Here is a 15,108-nt window from a genome sequence, read left to right as displayed (position 1 = left end):
GACAAAACTCCAGAAGGAGGAAGAGAGATTTGTCTTCAATAGGGGGTCTTGAGGACAGAACTCCAGGAAGAGGAAGAGAGATTTGTCCTCAATAGGGGGTTTTGAGGACAAAACTCCAGGAAGAGGAAGAGAGATTTGTCCTCAATAGGGGGTCTTGAGGACAAAACTCCAGGAAGAGGAAGAGAGATTTGTCTTCAATAAGGGGCCTTGAGGACAAAAGACAAGATTCCCTCCACCGGCACAAGCCCGGTACCAAATACTTTCTTCCAAAAAACTGCATACTTTCCCCTCATGAAGAAAACGATATGAAAAAAGGGGAATTTTTCACATGAAAAAATGGACGCTTCTATTCGTATTGATTTTCTCCCTCCAAACAACAACATCCGCGAGGTCGCTTGAGGCACCTCCAATTCCAAAACAACGGATTGCGATTGTGGTGCTTGATAATCCGCAATCCCCACAGGATATTCAACAAATCATCAAACCTTATAAGGACATTCATCTAAGGCATGTTTTTCAGGAAGCAATTTATGGCTTTTCAGTGGAAGGGAATCCAGAATCGATGGAGAGACTTGCACAGAACAGCAAAGAAATCATCAGCGTTTCACCTGTGAATGAATACAAGGTACAAACCGAGGAGAGTGTCAAGATTATTGGCGGCGACGAAATCCGGGGCTATTTTGATAAAAAAAATCGCCGATTGACGGGTAAAGGGGTTACCGTCGGAGTCATCGATACCGGTGTGGATTACACGCACCCAGATTTAAAAAGAAATTTTGCCGGTGGCCGTGACCTTGTCGATAATGATGCTGATCCGATGGAAACGAAAACATTAGGCAGGACAACTGTCCATGGGACCCATGTAGCTGGTATTATTGCCGCAAATGGTAAGTTAAAGGGAGTTGCACCGGAGGCAAAGATTCGGGCTTACCGAGCGCTAGGACCTGGCGGTGGTGGAACAACCGAGAATGTGCTGGCAGCGATTGAGCAGGCAATAAAGGATAAAGTGGATATCATGAACCTTTCCCTTGGTAATGATATTAACGGTCCTGACCTGCCAATCAGCCTTGCCCTAAACAGAGCGGTTGAAAAAGGAATTGTCGCGATTGCCGCTTCTGGAAATTCTGGCCCGAATGTATGGACCGTTGGTTCCCCAGGGACAGCCTCAAAGGCCATCTCCGTTGGGGCTTCAACACCGACAATTGATATCCCGTATCTATTAATAGAAGGAATGCGGGATAAAATCCGGATTCAACCACTGGAAGGCTCGGGCAATTGGAACCTTGACCGTTCCCTTTCAATCGTAGATGGTGGACTCGGAACAAAAGAAGCTTTAAAGGATGCGATGGGTAAAATCGTTCTTATTAAAAGAGGTAAATTAACGTTTTCTGAAAAAGCACAAAACGCCCGTGAGGCTGGAGCCAAGGGTGTCATCATTTACAATAATTTGAGCGGCGGTTTTATGGGGAATCTTGAAGTACCCATGGACATCCCGGTGGGGTCAATCACAAAGAAAGAGGGAGAGCTTTTAAAAAGAGAAACCAATCGTTTAGTAAATGTCTCTATCAATCAGGAAAAGGATTTGCTTGCTGACTTTAGTTCGAGGGGACCGGTGACAGACACGTGGGAGGTAAAGCCTGATATTGTTGCACCTGGTGTGGCCATCAACTCGACGATTCCGGGCGGATATCTATCCATGCAGGGAACAAGTATGGCAGCACCGCATGTGGCAGGAGCCTGCGCCCTCATTAAACAGGCACATCCAGAGTGGACGCCGGATCAAATTAAGGCTGCATTGATGAACACCGCTAAACCCCTTGTTAAAAATGGGAAACCCTATCGGACATATGAGCAGGGTGCAGGGAGGATTCAGGTCACAGAAGCGGTGAAAGCAACTTCACTGGTCACCCCAAGTTCCCTGAGATTTGGCAAATATGAAACCGGAGGCGATGTTCACAAAACCTTTTTGCATGTGGAGAATTTAAGTGATAAACCTGTGCGCTATACCTTTGAGATACCGAAGAATACGGATGGACTAAAATGGCGCTTTCCGCTGGCATTTACGCTTGACTCAGGCGAAGCGCAAGATGTTAAAATTGAATTGGAAGTGGATCCAGCACAATTGAAGGGAAAAATTCATGATGGTTATCTTACCATTCATGCCGGTTCCAATCCGATTCAGATTCCCTACATCTATGTACTTGAAGAGCCGAACTACCCAAGAGTAATGGGATTTGACTTTAAGGATGGCGACGAAGTGGGAACGTATCGGTATGAGGTCTACCTGCCAGGTGGAGCAGAAGAGTTTGGGATTGCCCTTTTTAATCCGGATGATTTCCGTTTTGTCGGCTTTCTAGACACAAATCACAATGTTAAAAAGGGATTAATCAAAAGGGTGATACCAGTAGACAATCTTCCTCCTGATGGAGTCTACCTTGCCAAAGTCTTCGCAAAAAAGGCAGGGAAGGAAGACTTTATTGAAACAATGCTCGTGATTGGGGAAGCCGTTCGTTAAAAATAGGTGGTGCATAAATAATTGATAAATGCACCATCTAATGTCGATTTGTTCACAAAATGGTCACAATTACAGTGAGAAAATTACCCTAGTTTACACTACAATAAAAGTGTTAACTTAAACTTCCAACTGGAAGAAATTACGCAGAATAGTATGTGGATTATTTCACGTAAATCCATTGACATTGCAGAATCGCTATTGTATGCTAACAAAGGATGTAAAATGAGAGGGGTTTCATATATTTTCGACAGAATCCTCAGAATTTCTACATATCTTTCTTTAGTACATATACCTCGATTTTTGTATTCTCTTATGGCGAGGATGCGATAGTTATGCGTAATGAAAACCGCAATCCATTTAAAGCTTATGCCCTAATGTCCACCATTCTGGCGTCCCTAGTTGGATCTATTCTTATCGGTATATTTTCAGGCAGATGGCTGGATAAACAGTGGGGTACAGAGCCAATTTTCTTAATAATTGGATTGTTTATCGGTTTAGCAGCAGGTATTTACACGATGCTCGTTACAATTCGCAAGTTCTATTCAGGAGATTAAACCAACCATGCCAGATTTTCAAACAATGTTTGTCAGACAGCGAAAGTGGATGTTTTTTTTATTGTCTTTTTATGTGCTTGGTTGGGGGTTCACTGCGCAGCAATCAATCTTTCTTGGATTGATTCTTGGGACAAGTTTGAGCCTCTTTAATTTGTGGTTAATGGCAAGGAAAGTCGACAAATTGGGACAGGCTGCGACTGAAGGAAGACAAGTTCGTTCACTTGGTTCTTTTTCACGAATGGCAACCGCTGCACTGGCGATTGTCATCACAATGAGATACCCTGAGCAATTCCATCTCATTAGTGTGGTTATAGGATTAATGACATCCTACATTGTCATTATGATAGATTTTTTTACGCACAATTTCTATTCACATAAATAGCGGGGGAAGCGAGGTGAATACTGTTGCATCACGAAGCTCCAATAGTTACGTTTCTAGGACTCCAATTTAATCTGGCAAACATCTTGATGATTACGGTTGCTAGTGCGATTGTCTTTTTGATTGCCGTCCTATCTACTCGTAAACTGGCCATGAAACCAACTGGAATTCAAAATTTCATGGAATGGGTTATGGATTTCGTTAAGAACATCATTAACAGTACGATGGATTGGAAAGATGGCGGACGGTTCCATATACTCGGAATCACCATCATCATGTACATCTTTGTAGCAAATATGCTGGGACTTCCTTTCTCAATTGTAGTGGACGGAGTACTTTGGTGGAAATCACCAACTGCCGATCCAGCTGTCACATTGACTTTGGCCATCTTGGTTGTGGGACTATCCCATTTCTATGGCGTAAGAATGAGAGGAATGAAAGCCTACGGAAAGGAATTCTTCCAACCGTTCTGGTTTATGTTCCCAATTAAAATCATTGAAGAGTTTGCGAATACTCTGACGTTAGGTCTCCGACTTTACGGTAACATTTACGCAGGGGAAATATTATTAGGCTTACTCGCTGCCGGGTTAGCAACCGGCGTTGGCGGAACACTCGCCGCTGTAATTCCAATGTTAGCATGGCAAGGCTTCTCAGTCTTTGTCGGCGCTATCCAAGCATTTATTTTCTGTATGTTAACAATGGTGTACTTAGCTCACAAAGTGAGCAGCGACCATTAAGATAAACCGTTCTTTATAAAAGGACAAAAAACAAGAATTTATTTTTTCATACACTAAAGGAGGAAATTTTCAAATGGGTCTTATAGCAGCAGCAATCGCAATTGGTTTAGCAGCACTAGGTGCTGGTATCGGTAACGGTCTTATCGTATCAAAAACAGTAGAAGGTATCGCTCGTCAGCCAGAAGCTCGTGGTATGCTTCAAACTACAATGTTCATCGGGGTTGCGTTAGTTGAGGCGATTCCTATCATCGCGGTTGTTATCGCGTTCATGGTTCAAGGTCAATAATCGAACGCTCTTCTAGCAGCGTTTATGTAAATGGCGAAGATCATTCGTGAGAACCTTCGCCATTCGTTTATGTTCATTTATGGTCATAAACGATTGATTTCGACAATTATTTCGACTGATATAAAGGTTGTTTTAAGGTAAAGACCTTGAAAGGAGTGAATCGCGGGTGTTAACAAATAGTTTTGTATTAGGAGCAGCAGCAGCCCATTCTGGTGTAAACTGGGGAGATATCATTTTCCAACTTTTCATCTTTATCGTCTTGATGGCATTGCTGAAAAAATTCGCATGGGGTCCATTAATGGGCATCATGAAAGAGCGTGAAGAGCATGTTGCGGGTGAAATTTCAGCTGCAGAGCAAAGTCGCGTTGAAGCAAAGAAAATATTAGAAGAGCAGCGCTCTCTATTAAAAGAAGCTCGTTCCGAAGCACAGGTTTTAATTGAAAGTGCGAAAAAGCAAGGCGATATTCAGCGTGATGAAATCATTGCTGTGGCTCGTACTGAAGCTGATCGCATGAAAGAATCTGCCAAGCTTGAAATCGAGCAGCAAAAAGAAAAAGCAGTTGCCGCTATTCGTGAACAAGTTGCTTCCTTGTCTGTATTAATTGCTTCTAAAGTTATTGAAAAAGAATTGAATGCAGCAGACCAAGATAAACTCATTAACGATTATATTCAAGAGGCAGGAGATCAGCGATGAGCAACTCCATGGTAGCTAAACGCTACGCGTTGGCTCTTTTTCAAATCGCAAAAGAACAGCAGCTTCTTGGAGTAATAGAAGAAGAACTTCGTGTAGTGAAGGAAGTTTTTGTTTACAATACCGATTTAAAAGCAGTTTTAAAGTCTACTAAGCTTACCATTGATAAGAAAAAAGAGATTTTATCAGCCGCTTTTACATCTGTTAATTCATATGTACTGAATACACTATTGATCTTGATCGACCGCCACCGCGAAGACGAGATCATTGAAGTAGCGAACCAATTCTTTGAATTAGCAAATGAAGAATCTGGAATTGCTGAAGCGCAAGTAATCAGCACGCGTGAGCTTTCAGAAGCAGAACGTGAAGCAATCTCTGCGACATTTGCAGCAAAAGTTGGTAAGAAGACACTTAGAATTGAAAATATCGTGGATTCCGAATTGCTCGGCGGCGTAAGCTTGAGAATCGGAAACCGTATATACGACGGCTCTTTGCGCGGAAAGCTAGACCGTTTAGAACGTAAACTATTAAGCTAAGATTCGTAAGAATAGGGGTGAAACTCATGAGCATCAAAGCTGAAGAAATTAGTGCCCTGATAAAAAAGCAAATTGAAAACTATCAGGCTGAAATTCAAGTGAGTGATGTCGGTACAGTTATCTCCGTTGGTGACGGTATCGCACGTGTTCATGGCCTCGACAATGTCATGGCTGGAGAACTTGTTGAATTTTCAAACGGCGTTATGGGTATGGCTCAAAACCTTGAAGCTAATAACGTTGGTATCATCATTCTTGGACCTTTCACTGGAATTAAAGAAGGTGACGAGGTTCGTCGTACAGGACGCATCATGGAGGTTCCAGTAGGTGAGGAACTAATTGGTCGTGTTGTTAACTCTTTAGGACAACCAGTTGATGGTATGGGTCCAATCAATACAACAAAAACGCGCCCTGTTGAAGCAGTAGCTTCAGGCGTTATGGCTCGTAAATCCGTTCATGAGCCATTGCAAACAGGTATTAAAGCGATTGACGCGCTTGTTCCAATCGGACGCGGTCAGCGTGAGTTAATTATCGGAGACCGTCAAACAGGTAAAACATCTGTTGCCATCGATACAATCATCAACCAAAAAGGTCAAAACATGATTTGTATCTATGTTGCAATCGGTCAAAAGGAATCCACTGTACGTGGTGCAGTAGAAACTCTTCGTAAGTATGGCGCGTTAGACTATACAATTGTTGTAACGGCATCTGCTTCACAACCAGCTCCATTGCTATTCTTAGCTCCTTATGCGGGCGTTTCAATGGCTGAAGAATTTATGTACAACGGTAAACACGTATTAATCGTATATGATGATTTATCTAAACAAGCGGCTGCATACCGTGAGCTTTCCCTGTTACTTCGTCGTCCTCCAGGTCGTGAAGCATATCCAGGGGATGTATTCTATCTGCACTCACGACTTCTTGAGCGTGCAGCGAAATTGAACGACACACTAGGTGCTGGTTCAATCACTGCATTGCCATTTATTGAAACACAAGCAGGGGACGTTTCTGCTTATATCCCAACAAACGTTATCTCCATCACAGATGGACAAATTTTCTTACAATCAGACCTTTTCTTCTCCGGTGTACGTCCAGCGATCAACGCAGGTCTTTCCGTTTCTCGTGTAGGTGGATCCGCGCAAATCAAGGCGATGAAGAAGGTAGCAGGTACATTACGTCTTGACCTTGCTTCATACCGTGAATTAGAAGCATTTGCTCAGTTTGGTTCTGACCTTGATAAAGCAACACTTGCAAAGCTTAACCGTGGAGCTCGTACAGTTGAGGTTCTTAAACAGGATATTCATAAGCCACTTTCTGTTGAGAAGCAAGTTGCAATCCTTTACGCATTAACACGCGGTTTCCTTGATGATATTCCATTAGAGGATATCAATCGTTTTGAATCAGAATACCTTAATTGGTTAGACCACAATCGCAAAGACTTGTTAGACCATATTGTGAAGACGAAAGATCTTCCTTCTGATGACGATATGGCTGCTGCAATTAACGCCTTCAAAAAGACGTTCGCAGTTTCCGAATAAGTAGGGTCTGACAATTTGTAAAGGGTTAGGAAAAGGGATGGTTAAGGGCAGTAAAGGGAAACAGGCACTACAAAAGCGTGCCTGTCACCCTTTACTGCTAACCCCTTAACCTAACTAACCTAATCAAACATTCTTTGTAAGAGGGTGGTGAGAACCTATGGCTTCATTACGCGATATAAAATCTCGTATTAATTCAACGAAAAAGATGAGTCAGATTACGAAAGCAATGGAAATGACGTCCGCCGCTAAATGGAACCGTGGAGTAATGAATGCAAAAGCATTTGTTCCTTATATGGAAAAAATCCAGGAAGTCACGGCTGCGATTGCCATCGGCAGTAAAGGCGTACCTCACCCAATGCTTCAATCTCGTCCTATTAAGAAAACCGGTTATATTGTCATGACATCTGACCGTGGACTTGCTGGTGCGTTTAACAGTAACGTCCTTCGTAAAGTATTTCAGACAATTCAAGATCGTCATAAATCGAATGATGAGTTCGCGATTATTGCCATCGGTCGTGTAGCACGTGACTTTTTTGCCAAGCGCGGTATGAATGTAGCTTTCGAAATCATCGGAGTTTCAGATCAGCCAAGCTTTGACAGCATTAAAGCCATGACTAGCGCTACCGTAGGAATGTTCTCGGACGGCACTTTCGATGAACTATATTTATATTACACGCATTATAAGAGTGCGATAGCACAAGAAGTGACCGAGAAGAAGCTTCTACCGTTAACGGACATTTCCACTTCAGCTAAGCTTACATCGTATGAATTCGAGCCATCTGCAGAAGAAATTTTAGAAGTTCTCCTGCCTCAATATGCTGAGAGCTTAATTTATGGCGCTCTATTAGACAGCAAAGCGAGTGAGCATGCTGCTCGAATGACGGCAATGAGAAATGCAACTGATAATGCAAAGGAATTAATCAAATCTTACTCTCTATTCTACAACCGTGCTCGTCAAGCAGCGATTACACAAGAACTAACCGAAATCGTCGGCGGTGCATCAGCGTTAGAATAATAATATTTTTTAAAAATGAACCCTATTTAGGGACCTTGATAAAAGTTTGAGTTTGGGAATGAGTTCGTCGTTCCCAACTCTATTTGAGGACTATGACTAGTAAAGTGTACTTCACTAGGTTCCTTTTTAAAAAAGGATCTTTGTGAAAAAGTAAGTAAGGAGGGAAAATGATGAATAAAGGACGCGTTCTTCAGATTTTGGGTCCGGTTATTGACGTTAAGTTTGAAAACGGCCAACTTCCTGCGTTTTATAATGCTTTAAGAATTGAATATAAAGCGCAAAGCCAATCTGAAGTTGATATCAACTTAACTCTTGAAGTAGCCCTTCATTTAGGCGATGATACAGTTCGTACAATTGCAATGGCTTCCACTGATGGTGTTACACGTGGAATGGATGTTGTGGATACAGGAGCAGCTATTTCTGTACCGGTGGGTAATGAAACACTTGGCCGTGTATTTAACGTATTAGGTGAAGTAATTGACCTTAAAGAGGAAATTCCGGCATCTGCACGCCGTGATTCTATTCACCGTGAAGCACCAACGTTTGAGAACCTTTCTACTGAAGTAGAAATTCTTGAAACGGGTATTAAAGTAGTAGACTTGCTTGCTCCTTATATTAAGGGAGGTAAGATTGGACTGTTTGGTGGTGCTGGTGTAGGTAAAACGGTTTTAATCCAGGAATTGATCAATAACATCGCACAAGAGCACAGCGGTATTTCTGTATTCGCTGGTGTTGGTGAGCGTACACGTGAAGGTAATGACCTTTATCATGAAATGACGGATTCAGGCGTTATCAAGCAAACGGCGATGGTATTCGGACAAATGAATGAGCCGCCAGGAGCACGTATGCGTGTTGCCTTGACTGGTTTGACGATGGCTGAATATTTCCGTGATGAGCAAGGACAAGACGTATTATTATTTATCGATAACATTTTCCGTTTCACGCAAGCAGGTTCGGAAGTATCTGCGCTATTAGGCCGTATGCCTTCTGCGGTAGGTTACCAGCCAACTCTTGCTACTGAAATGGGTAAATTAGAAGAACGGATTACCTCTACTAAAACAGGTTCTGTTACTTCAATTCAAGCGATTTACGTACCAGCCGATGACTATACGGATCCGGCTCCGGCTACGACATTCGCTCACTTAGATGCAACAACAAACCTTGAGCGTAAGCTATCTGAAATGGGTATCTATCCTGCGGTGGATCCACTTGCTTCGACTTCTCGTGCATTGTCACCTGCGATCGTTGGCGAAGAGCATTACAATATAGCGCGCCAGGTTCAATCTACATTACAACGTTACCGTGAGTTACAGGATATCATTGCAATCCTTGGTATGGATGAGCTTTCTGATGATGATAAGTTAACGGTACTTCGTGCACGTCGTATCCAAAACTTCTTATCACAGAACTTCCACGTTGCTGAACAGTTTACTGGACAGCCAGGATCTTATGTTCCTGTTAAGGAAACGGTTCGTGGTTTCAAAGAACTCCTTGAAGGTAAGTATGATCACCTTCCAGAAGACGCATTCCGCTTAGTTGGACGTATTGAAGATGTAGTGGAAAATGCAAAACGCATGGGTGTAGAGGCCTAAAGCCTGTCAGGAGGGTAAAAAATGAAGACGATAAAAGTCAGTGTTGTTACTCCGAATGGCCCGGTGTATGAGTCAGAAGTGGAAATGGTTAGTACGAAGGCTCAAAGTGGTGAATTAGGTATTTTACCTGGACATATTCCATTGGTTGCTCCTCTTGCGATTGGGGTTGTACGCCTCAAGAAGCCTGGCAGCAAAGAACAGGATTTTGTTGCTGTGAGCGGCGGCTTTCTAGAAGTCCGTCCTGACCAAGTAACAATCCTTGCGCAATCCGCTGAAAAAGCAGAAGATATCGACGTGGAACGTGCTCTACGAGCAAAAGAACGTGCCGAGCAGCGTATGAAAGAGCAAAAAGTGGAAGACATCGACTTTCGTCGTGCCGAGCTTGCTCTGCAACGTGCCGTCAACCGCCTTGCTGTAACGCAGGGTAAAATGTAATGATATGAAAAACCCCCACTTAGTGGGGGTTTTTGTTGTATGGGGGCTCGGGCGGTGTTAGGTACGTAAATCTTAGAATCTCTGGTATCTTCTAAACAATGTTTACATTTCTCTATTATTCATTTGAAGAGATTTTTGCAAGTGAATCATCTCATTCTGTTTTGAATAGACATTTTTGTTATCATAGGCAAATAAGGAAAGCATTCTGTTAAACACAGAACACTTTCCTAGTAGAGAGATTGTATTATCAACCAATTAAGCGGTAACTTTTTTCAAATATTAGGCTTTTGGTTTCTCTTTTCCCATAGAGTCAAATAATTGTGTAGATGATAAGGCATTGAATGGCATAGATACATTATGTTTAATCCCTTGGTTGTAAGTTGCGATTAAGTCTTTTAATAGAACAGATAATGCAGTTGCTGCTGTCCATTCTGAAACGTCACGCCAGTTTCTAACTACCCAGCTATCACCTGTACTCACTTTTAATAAGTTTAATATTTCTTCTTCAGGTAAGTTATAGTGTTTACCTAATTTTAAACCTTCAGCGACAGTATTCATGTTAACACCTAGAATCATATTATTAACTAATTTTGCTACTTGGCTGTTGCCTGGTTCTGCACCATAGTAGAATGTATTAGATCCAATCGCATCAAAGTAGGCCTCAAAAGATTTCACGATTGTCTCGGCACCTGATGTCATAATCGATAATGTTCCAGCTTGAGCACCTGAAGCACCACCGCTTACTGCAGCACTAATTAATTTTAAATCACTTTTTTCTTCGACTTCTTTGCCTAACTGATTCATTGTATCTGGGTCAAGTGTACTCATAACAATAACTGTTTTATTTTTAGGCCCGGCAGTTAAAAAACCACCTTCACCAAAAATAACGTCTACTGTTTGTGCATAGTCACGAACCATTGAGATAATTGCTTCGTCGGCTTGTTCAGCCACTTCTTTTAACGTTTCTACCATTGTAATACCAGCAGCAGCTGCTTTTTCGTAAACACCTTTATATGCATCATAACCGATTACTTCAAAACCAGCTTTTTTTAAGTTAACTGCCATTGGGAAGCCCATTGTTCCTAATCCGATAAATCCAATTTTTTTACTCATGATAAATTCCTCCATTTTTGTTTTATATTTTTTTTCAAGTAATTAAATCTATCACATAAAAAACTTTAGTATAAAGTTCCTAATGTTTCGTTATAGTTGAATCATTCATAACAAGTATGAAAACTTGCCTACAGTTTGATAGTTAAGCTAAACCTAAGAGGGCCATGATCACGATAACGGCCATTGCGATCCAGTGGGTAACACTGATACTGATAAATCCATTTTTAAAGGTGTCCTTCATCGTTAATCCCGTTAAATTGTTAAAGATAATCAAGAATCCAGAGTAAGGAACTATGGATAGAGCTCCAGATCCGATTGCGATGGCACGGTGAACCGTTTCCGGATCTAGTCCCATTTCTAAATAGATAGGAGCAAAATTCGCAACAGAAATGCCAATTGCTCCAACAGCTGAAGCAGTAATACCGCCTATCAGACCTGTACCAATCATTAATGAGAGTACAGGTGGTCCAGGAATGGATTGAATCAATTGGAATACACCCTTGAACGCAGGAACACTTGTTGCAATACTACCAAATGCAATCGTACTAGCAGTTGTGATCGTTGATGATACCGATTCAGTAGCACCTTGATTTAATACCTCTTTTTGCGAAAGCAATTGTTTACGGAATAATATAGCACTCAATAATATCGCAACAATTAAAGCGACAATTATGATGTTACTTACAGAACTAAATAGTAATATGATGCCTAATAACACGATGATTGGCAGTAAACTGATAATAAATGATGGAAGCTCACGCGCAGTTTCCGCATTACTACTTTCAACCTTCTCATCAGCATTAAATGTCTCGTTATTACGCAAGCTTTTGGACAACGAGAATTTCATAAATACGAGTAGGAAGACAATTGCTGCGACGGATGTGACGATTCCGATAAGCGGCGCAGCCGTTAATGTGGTTCCCAACGCCGTTGAAGGCACAATATTGTGTAAGGAAGGTGCCCCAGGCAACATCGTCATCGTGAACGTTGAAGTCCCACCAAACACAGGAATGGTCACTAATTTCCACGAAATATTAAGTTGTCTGAAGATCGGTTTCGCCATGGGAATTAATGCGAAAATGATAACGAATACATTTATACCACCGTAAGTAAGAATGGCAGAAATAATAAATAATGCCACTAATGCGTTGTACGGGTTCTTGGTTCCAACCACCGACAATACTTTATTTGCAATTGAAATCGTTGCCCCACTTTTATCCATGTATTTCGCTAATATCGAACCTAATAAGAATATAGCGAAATTTGATGCAACAAACCTAGCTAGTGCCGTCATATAAGAGTTTTCTTTACCGAATACGGTTTCTAGTATAGGTACATCGTTAAACAGCAACACGACAATCGTCGCTATAGGTGCAGCAATGATGATACTGAACTTTTTAATAATAAAGAGAATGATTGTTAGTATACCTAACAATATTCCCAGCAAACCTAATAGATCCATTTCTACTTTTTTCCCCTTTATTCTCTAGTTCTTAAGAGTAATTTCTGCAGCATTTTGTAATTTAATAGTTATAGAAATAGGAAATATATATTTAATTAAAAAGTTTTTAATTAAAATATCTCGAAATCGAAATAAATAATAATAATTATTTCAATTCCTGTCTGTTTTAACTGCTATAACAAACATAGATGCGCCAGTCATTACAGTATCCTTTGTTTTCAAATGATCTATCTTTTTCACTCCTAGCTTATTAAATTTTTGTTCACAAATTTGACACACTTAGTATACATCTTAAATTTATATGAGTAAAATGAACAATAGGAATAGAAACCATGCATATTTTTCATAGATTGGAGATTACATTCATGGACATACGTCACCTTACTTACTTTATAGAAGTAGCCAAATACAAAAGTTTTACCAAAGCTTCCAAATCCCTTCACTTGTCACAGTCTACCCTAAGTAAAGTAGTCAAAAGTTTGGAAGAGGAATTAAATGTAGAACTGATTGATCGTTCCGCAAAGAAAATTAATTTAACGGAAGCAGGCGAAATCGTTTTGGCGGAAGGGGAAGTGATTATGGAATCGCTAAATGATTTATCTATCCACCTATATGATTTAATGAACTTAAAAAAAGGAAAAATAAAAATCGGCATACCGCCAATAATTGGTTTTTTATTTTTCCCAAAAATCATTAAAGGATTCAATAATCTGTACCCCGATATTAAAATAAAACTCTTTGAAGATGATTCAAAAAAGGTTAAACAGGAAGTCAGAGACGGAATATTAGATCTTGGTGTGGTTATGCTGCCGGTGGATGAAAAAGAATTTGATGTTGTTCCCTTTGTTTATGATGAACTGTCGCTCTTCGTCCATAAGTCCCATCCATTAGTGCAGAGGGAAAAGGTTGAAATGAAAGAGTTACAAAATGAAACCTTTATTCTATTTAAGCAAGAGTTTGCTATTCATGACATCATTATTCAAGAATGCCTCCGAGCTGGTTTTCGTCCGGAAATTGCTTACGAAAGTTCTGAGTGGGATTTTATTAGTGGAATGATTGGCGAAAACTTAGGGATATCGATTTTCCCAAAACCCATTGGAGAAAAAGTTGATCAAGATTTAATCAAGGCGATTCCCATCGTTAATCCAAGCGTTCCCTGGAATTTAGGATTTATTTCAAAAAAGAAGAAATACGCTTCACCTGCAGTTCGTGAATTTATCCAGTATATTTCAGCTGAAATACCATTTCAATCATGAAAAAAAGGAATGTGTTGAATGATTTATATGTATTTTACGAATAATAAATACTGCGTTAAAGTTATTCCTGTCAAATACAAATGAATTTTTGGAGGAGATAACATGGAAAAAACACGTTACCAACAAGGTGTAGATATTATAAAGGAGTATACGTTAACAGATAACGAAGAAATTGGAACACACATGGATATTGTAGCAACATTTAAAGATCTAGCACCTGATTTAGAAAGTTATATTGTTGAATTTGCTTTTGGAGATATTTATTCACGAGAAGGCTTGACTAAACAACAACAAACGATGGTCACAATCTCTTCTCTTGTAACTCTAGGTACGGAGCCGCAATTGGAATTACATATCAACACGGGACTTACAATTGGATTAACTCCAAAAGAAATTGTTGGAACGATCGTGCACTTGATTCCCTATACAGGCTTCCCTCGTGTCTTGAATGCACTTAAAATTGTTAAAAAAGTTTTTGCTCAAAGAGATGTAAAGGTTAACGAATAAGAAATGTAGTCGCATAATTAAACCGTTACCACGGCTTAAACGACCACCTGCCCAAGTTCTTCATTTTGAACGTATATAGCCATTTAATTACCAGAGCCAGTCTTGCGACTGGCTTTTTCAGTGATGCTGACAGAGCGTTGGAACTTGTGGCAGGTGAAGGATGAGTTTAAGCAGGTAAACTAGCTAATTAGGCAGGTAAACAAATTATTTTGGCAGGTAGAGAGGAGAAATCGGCAGGTAAGATGATTTTTCTGAAAGAAGGTACTTTAAAAACTGTCTGCGTCCAAGGATTTATCCTTCGTTACGAACATTTATAACCATTTAATTACCAGAGCCAGTCTTGCGACTGGCTTTTTCAGTTATGCTGACAGAGCGTTGGAACTTGTAGGCAGGTGAAGGGTGAGTTTAAGCAGGTAAACTAGCTAATTAGGCAGGTAAACAAATTATTTTGGCAGGTAGAGAGGAGAAATCGGCAGGTAAGATGATTTTTCTGAA

The 15,108-nt window shown here is 40.6% G+C and carries 15 protein-coding genes; 13 read left to right on the top strand and 2 right to left on the bottom strand.

Going from position 1 to position 15,108, the window contains the following annotated elements; translation table 11 throughout:
* Positions 1-328: 328 nt before the first annotated feature.
* From J2Y03_RS18135 to J2Y03_RS18085, 11 genes are all read left to right on the top strand, one after another.
* On the top strand, positions 329-2,515 hold the full coding sequence (locus tag J2Y03_RS18135) for a S8 family serine peptidase (RefSeq protein WP_310196435.1): 2,187 nt from the start codon (positions 329-331) through the stop codon (positions 2,513-2,515).
* 332 nt (positions 2,516-2,847) lie between these two features.
* Positions 2,848-3,069: an AtpZ/AtpI family protein gene (locus tag J2Y03_RS18130; protein WP_310196432.1), complete on the top strand. Its 222-nt coding sequence runs from the start codon at positions 2,848-2,850 to the stop codon at positions 3,067-3,069.
* A 7-nt stretch (positions 3,070-3,076) separates the two neighbouring features.
* Positions 3,077-3,451, top strand: coding sequence for an ATP synthase subunit I (locus J2Y03_RS18125; protein ID WP_132087770.1), 375 nt, complete (start codon positions 3,077-3,079; stop codon positions 3,449-3,451).
* A gap of 23 nt (positions 3,452-3,474) precedes the next feature.
* Positions 3,475-4,185, top strand: a complete 711-nt coding sequence (atpB, locus tag J2Y03_RS18120; protein WP_310196429.1) for a F0F1 ATP synthase subunit A — start codon at positions 3,475-3,477, stop codon at positions 4,183-4,185.
* A 73-nt stretch (positions 4,186-4,258) separates the two neighbouring features.
* Entirely contained in the window at positions 4,259-4,471 is a 213-nt protein-coding gene (atpE, locus tag J2Y03_RS18115) for a F0F1 ATP synthase subunit C (RefSeq protein ID WP_059171849.1), read from the top strand.
* Between the two features lie 166 nt (positions 4,472-4,637).
* Positions 4,638-5,165 (top strand): F0F1 ATP synthase subunit B, encoded by a 528-nt coding sequence (locus J2Y03_RS18110; protein ID WP_310196424.1) that lies wholly within the window; start codon positions 4,638-4,640, stop codon positions 5,163-5,165.
* A complete protein-coding gene (locus J2Y03_RS18105) occupies positions 5,162-5,698 on the top strand; it encodes a F0F1 ATP synthase subunit delta (RefSeq protein WP_310196422.1) in 537 nt (178 codons plus the stop codon). The genes J2Y03_RS18110 and J2Y03_RS18105 overlap by 4 nt, the downstream gene beginning before the upstream one ends.
* Before the next feature lie 26 nt (positions 5,699-5,724).
* Complete coding sequence (gene atpA, locus J2Y03_RS18100; RefSeq protein ID WP_310196420.1) at positions 5,725-7,233, top strand: F0F1 ATP synthase subunit alpha; 1,509 nt, start codon at positions 5,725-5,727, stop codon at positions 7,231-7,233.
* A 157-nt stretch (positions 7,234-7,390) separates the two neighbouring features.
* A complete protein-coding gene (gene atpG, locus J2Y03_RS18095; RefSeq protein WP_310196417.1) occupies positions 7,391-8,248 on the top strand; it encodes an ATP synthase F1 subunit gamma in 858 nt (285 codons plus the stop codon).
* Positions 8,249-8,418: 170 nt separating this feature from the next.
* Positions 8,419-9,840 (top strand): F0F1 ATP synthase subunit beta, encoded by a 1,422-nt coding sequence (gene atpD / locus J2Y03_RS18090; protein WP_310196414.1) that lies wholly within the window; start codon positions 8,419-8,421, stop codon positions 9,838-9,840.
* 21 nt (positions 9,841-9,861) lie between these two features.
* Positions 9,862-10,275, top strand: coding sequence for a F0F1 ATP synthase subunit epsilon (locus J2Y03_RS18085; protein ID WP_310196411.1), 414 nt, complete (start codon positions 9,862-9,864; stop codon positions 10,273-10,275).
* Between the two features lie 279 nt (positions 10,276-10,554).
* Here J2Y03_RS18085 and J2Y03_RS18080 read toward each other — a convergent pair whose 3' ends face one another.
* Positions 10,555-11,403 carry an NAD(P)-dependent oxidoreductase gene (locus J2Y03_RS18080; protein ID WP_310196409.1) on the bottom strand — a complete coding sequence of 283 codons (849 nt, stop codon included), beginning with the start codon at positions 11,401-11,403 and terminating at the stop codon, positions 10,555-10,557.
* 127 nt (positions 11,404-11,530) lie between these two features.
* On the bottom strand, positions 11,531-12,850 hold the full coding sequence (locus tag J2Y03_RS18075; RefSeq protein WP_310196406.1) for a GntP family permease: 1,320 nt from the start codon (positions 12,848-12,850) through the stop codon (positions 11,531-11,533).
* A gap of 365 nt (positions 12,851-13,215) precedes the next feature.
* Here J2Y03_RS18075 and J2Y03_RS18070 point away from each other — a divergent pair, with 365 nt between their 5' ends.
* Complete coding sequence (locus J2Y03_RS18070) at positions 13,216-14,106, top strand: LysR family transcriptional regulator (RefSeq protein ID WP_310196403.1); 891 nt, start codon at positions 13,216-13,218, stop codon at positions 14,104-14,106.
* Between the two features lie 102 nt (positions 14,107-14,208).
* Positions 14,209-14,613: a carboxymuconolactone decarboxylase family protein gene (locus J2Y03_RS18065; protein WP_310196400.1), complete on the top strand. Its 405-nt coding sequence runs from the start codon at positions 14,209-14,211 to the stop codon at positions 14,611-14,613.
* Positions 14,614-15,108 lie beyond the last annotated feature (495 nt).

The sequence above is a fragment of the Neobacillus niacini genome (assembly GCF_031457145.1).
Lineage (GTDB): Bacteria > Bacillota > Bacilli > Bacillales > Cytobacillaceae > Neobacillus > Neobacillus niacini_J.
Note: the sequence above shows the minus strand (reverse complement) of the source record. Positions and strands in the feature narration are given on the sequence as shown.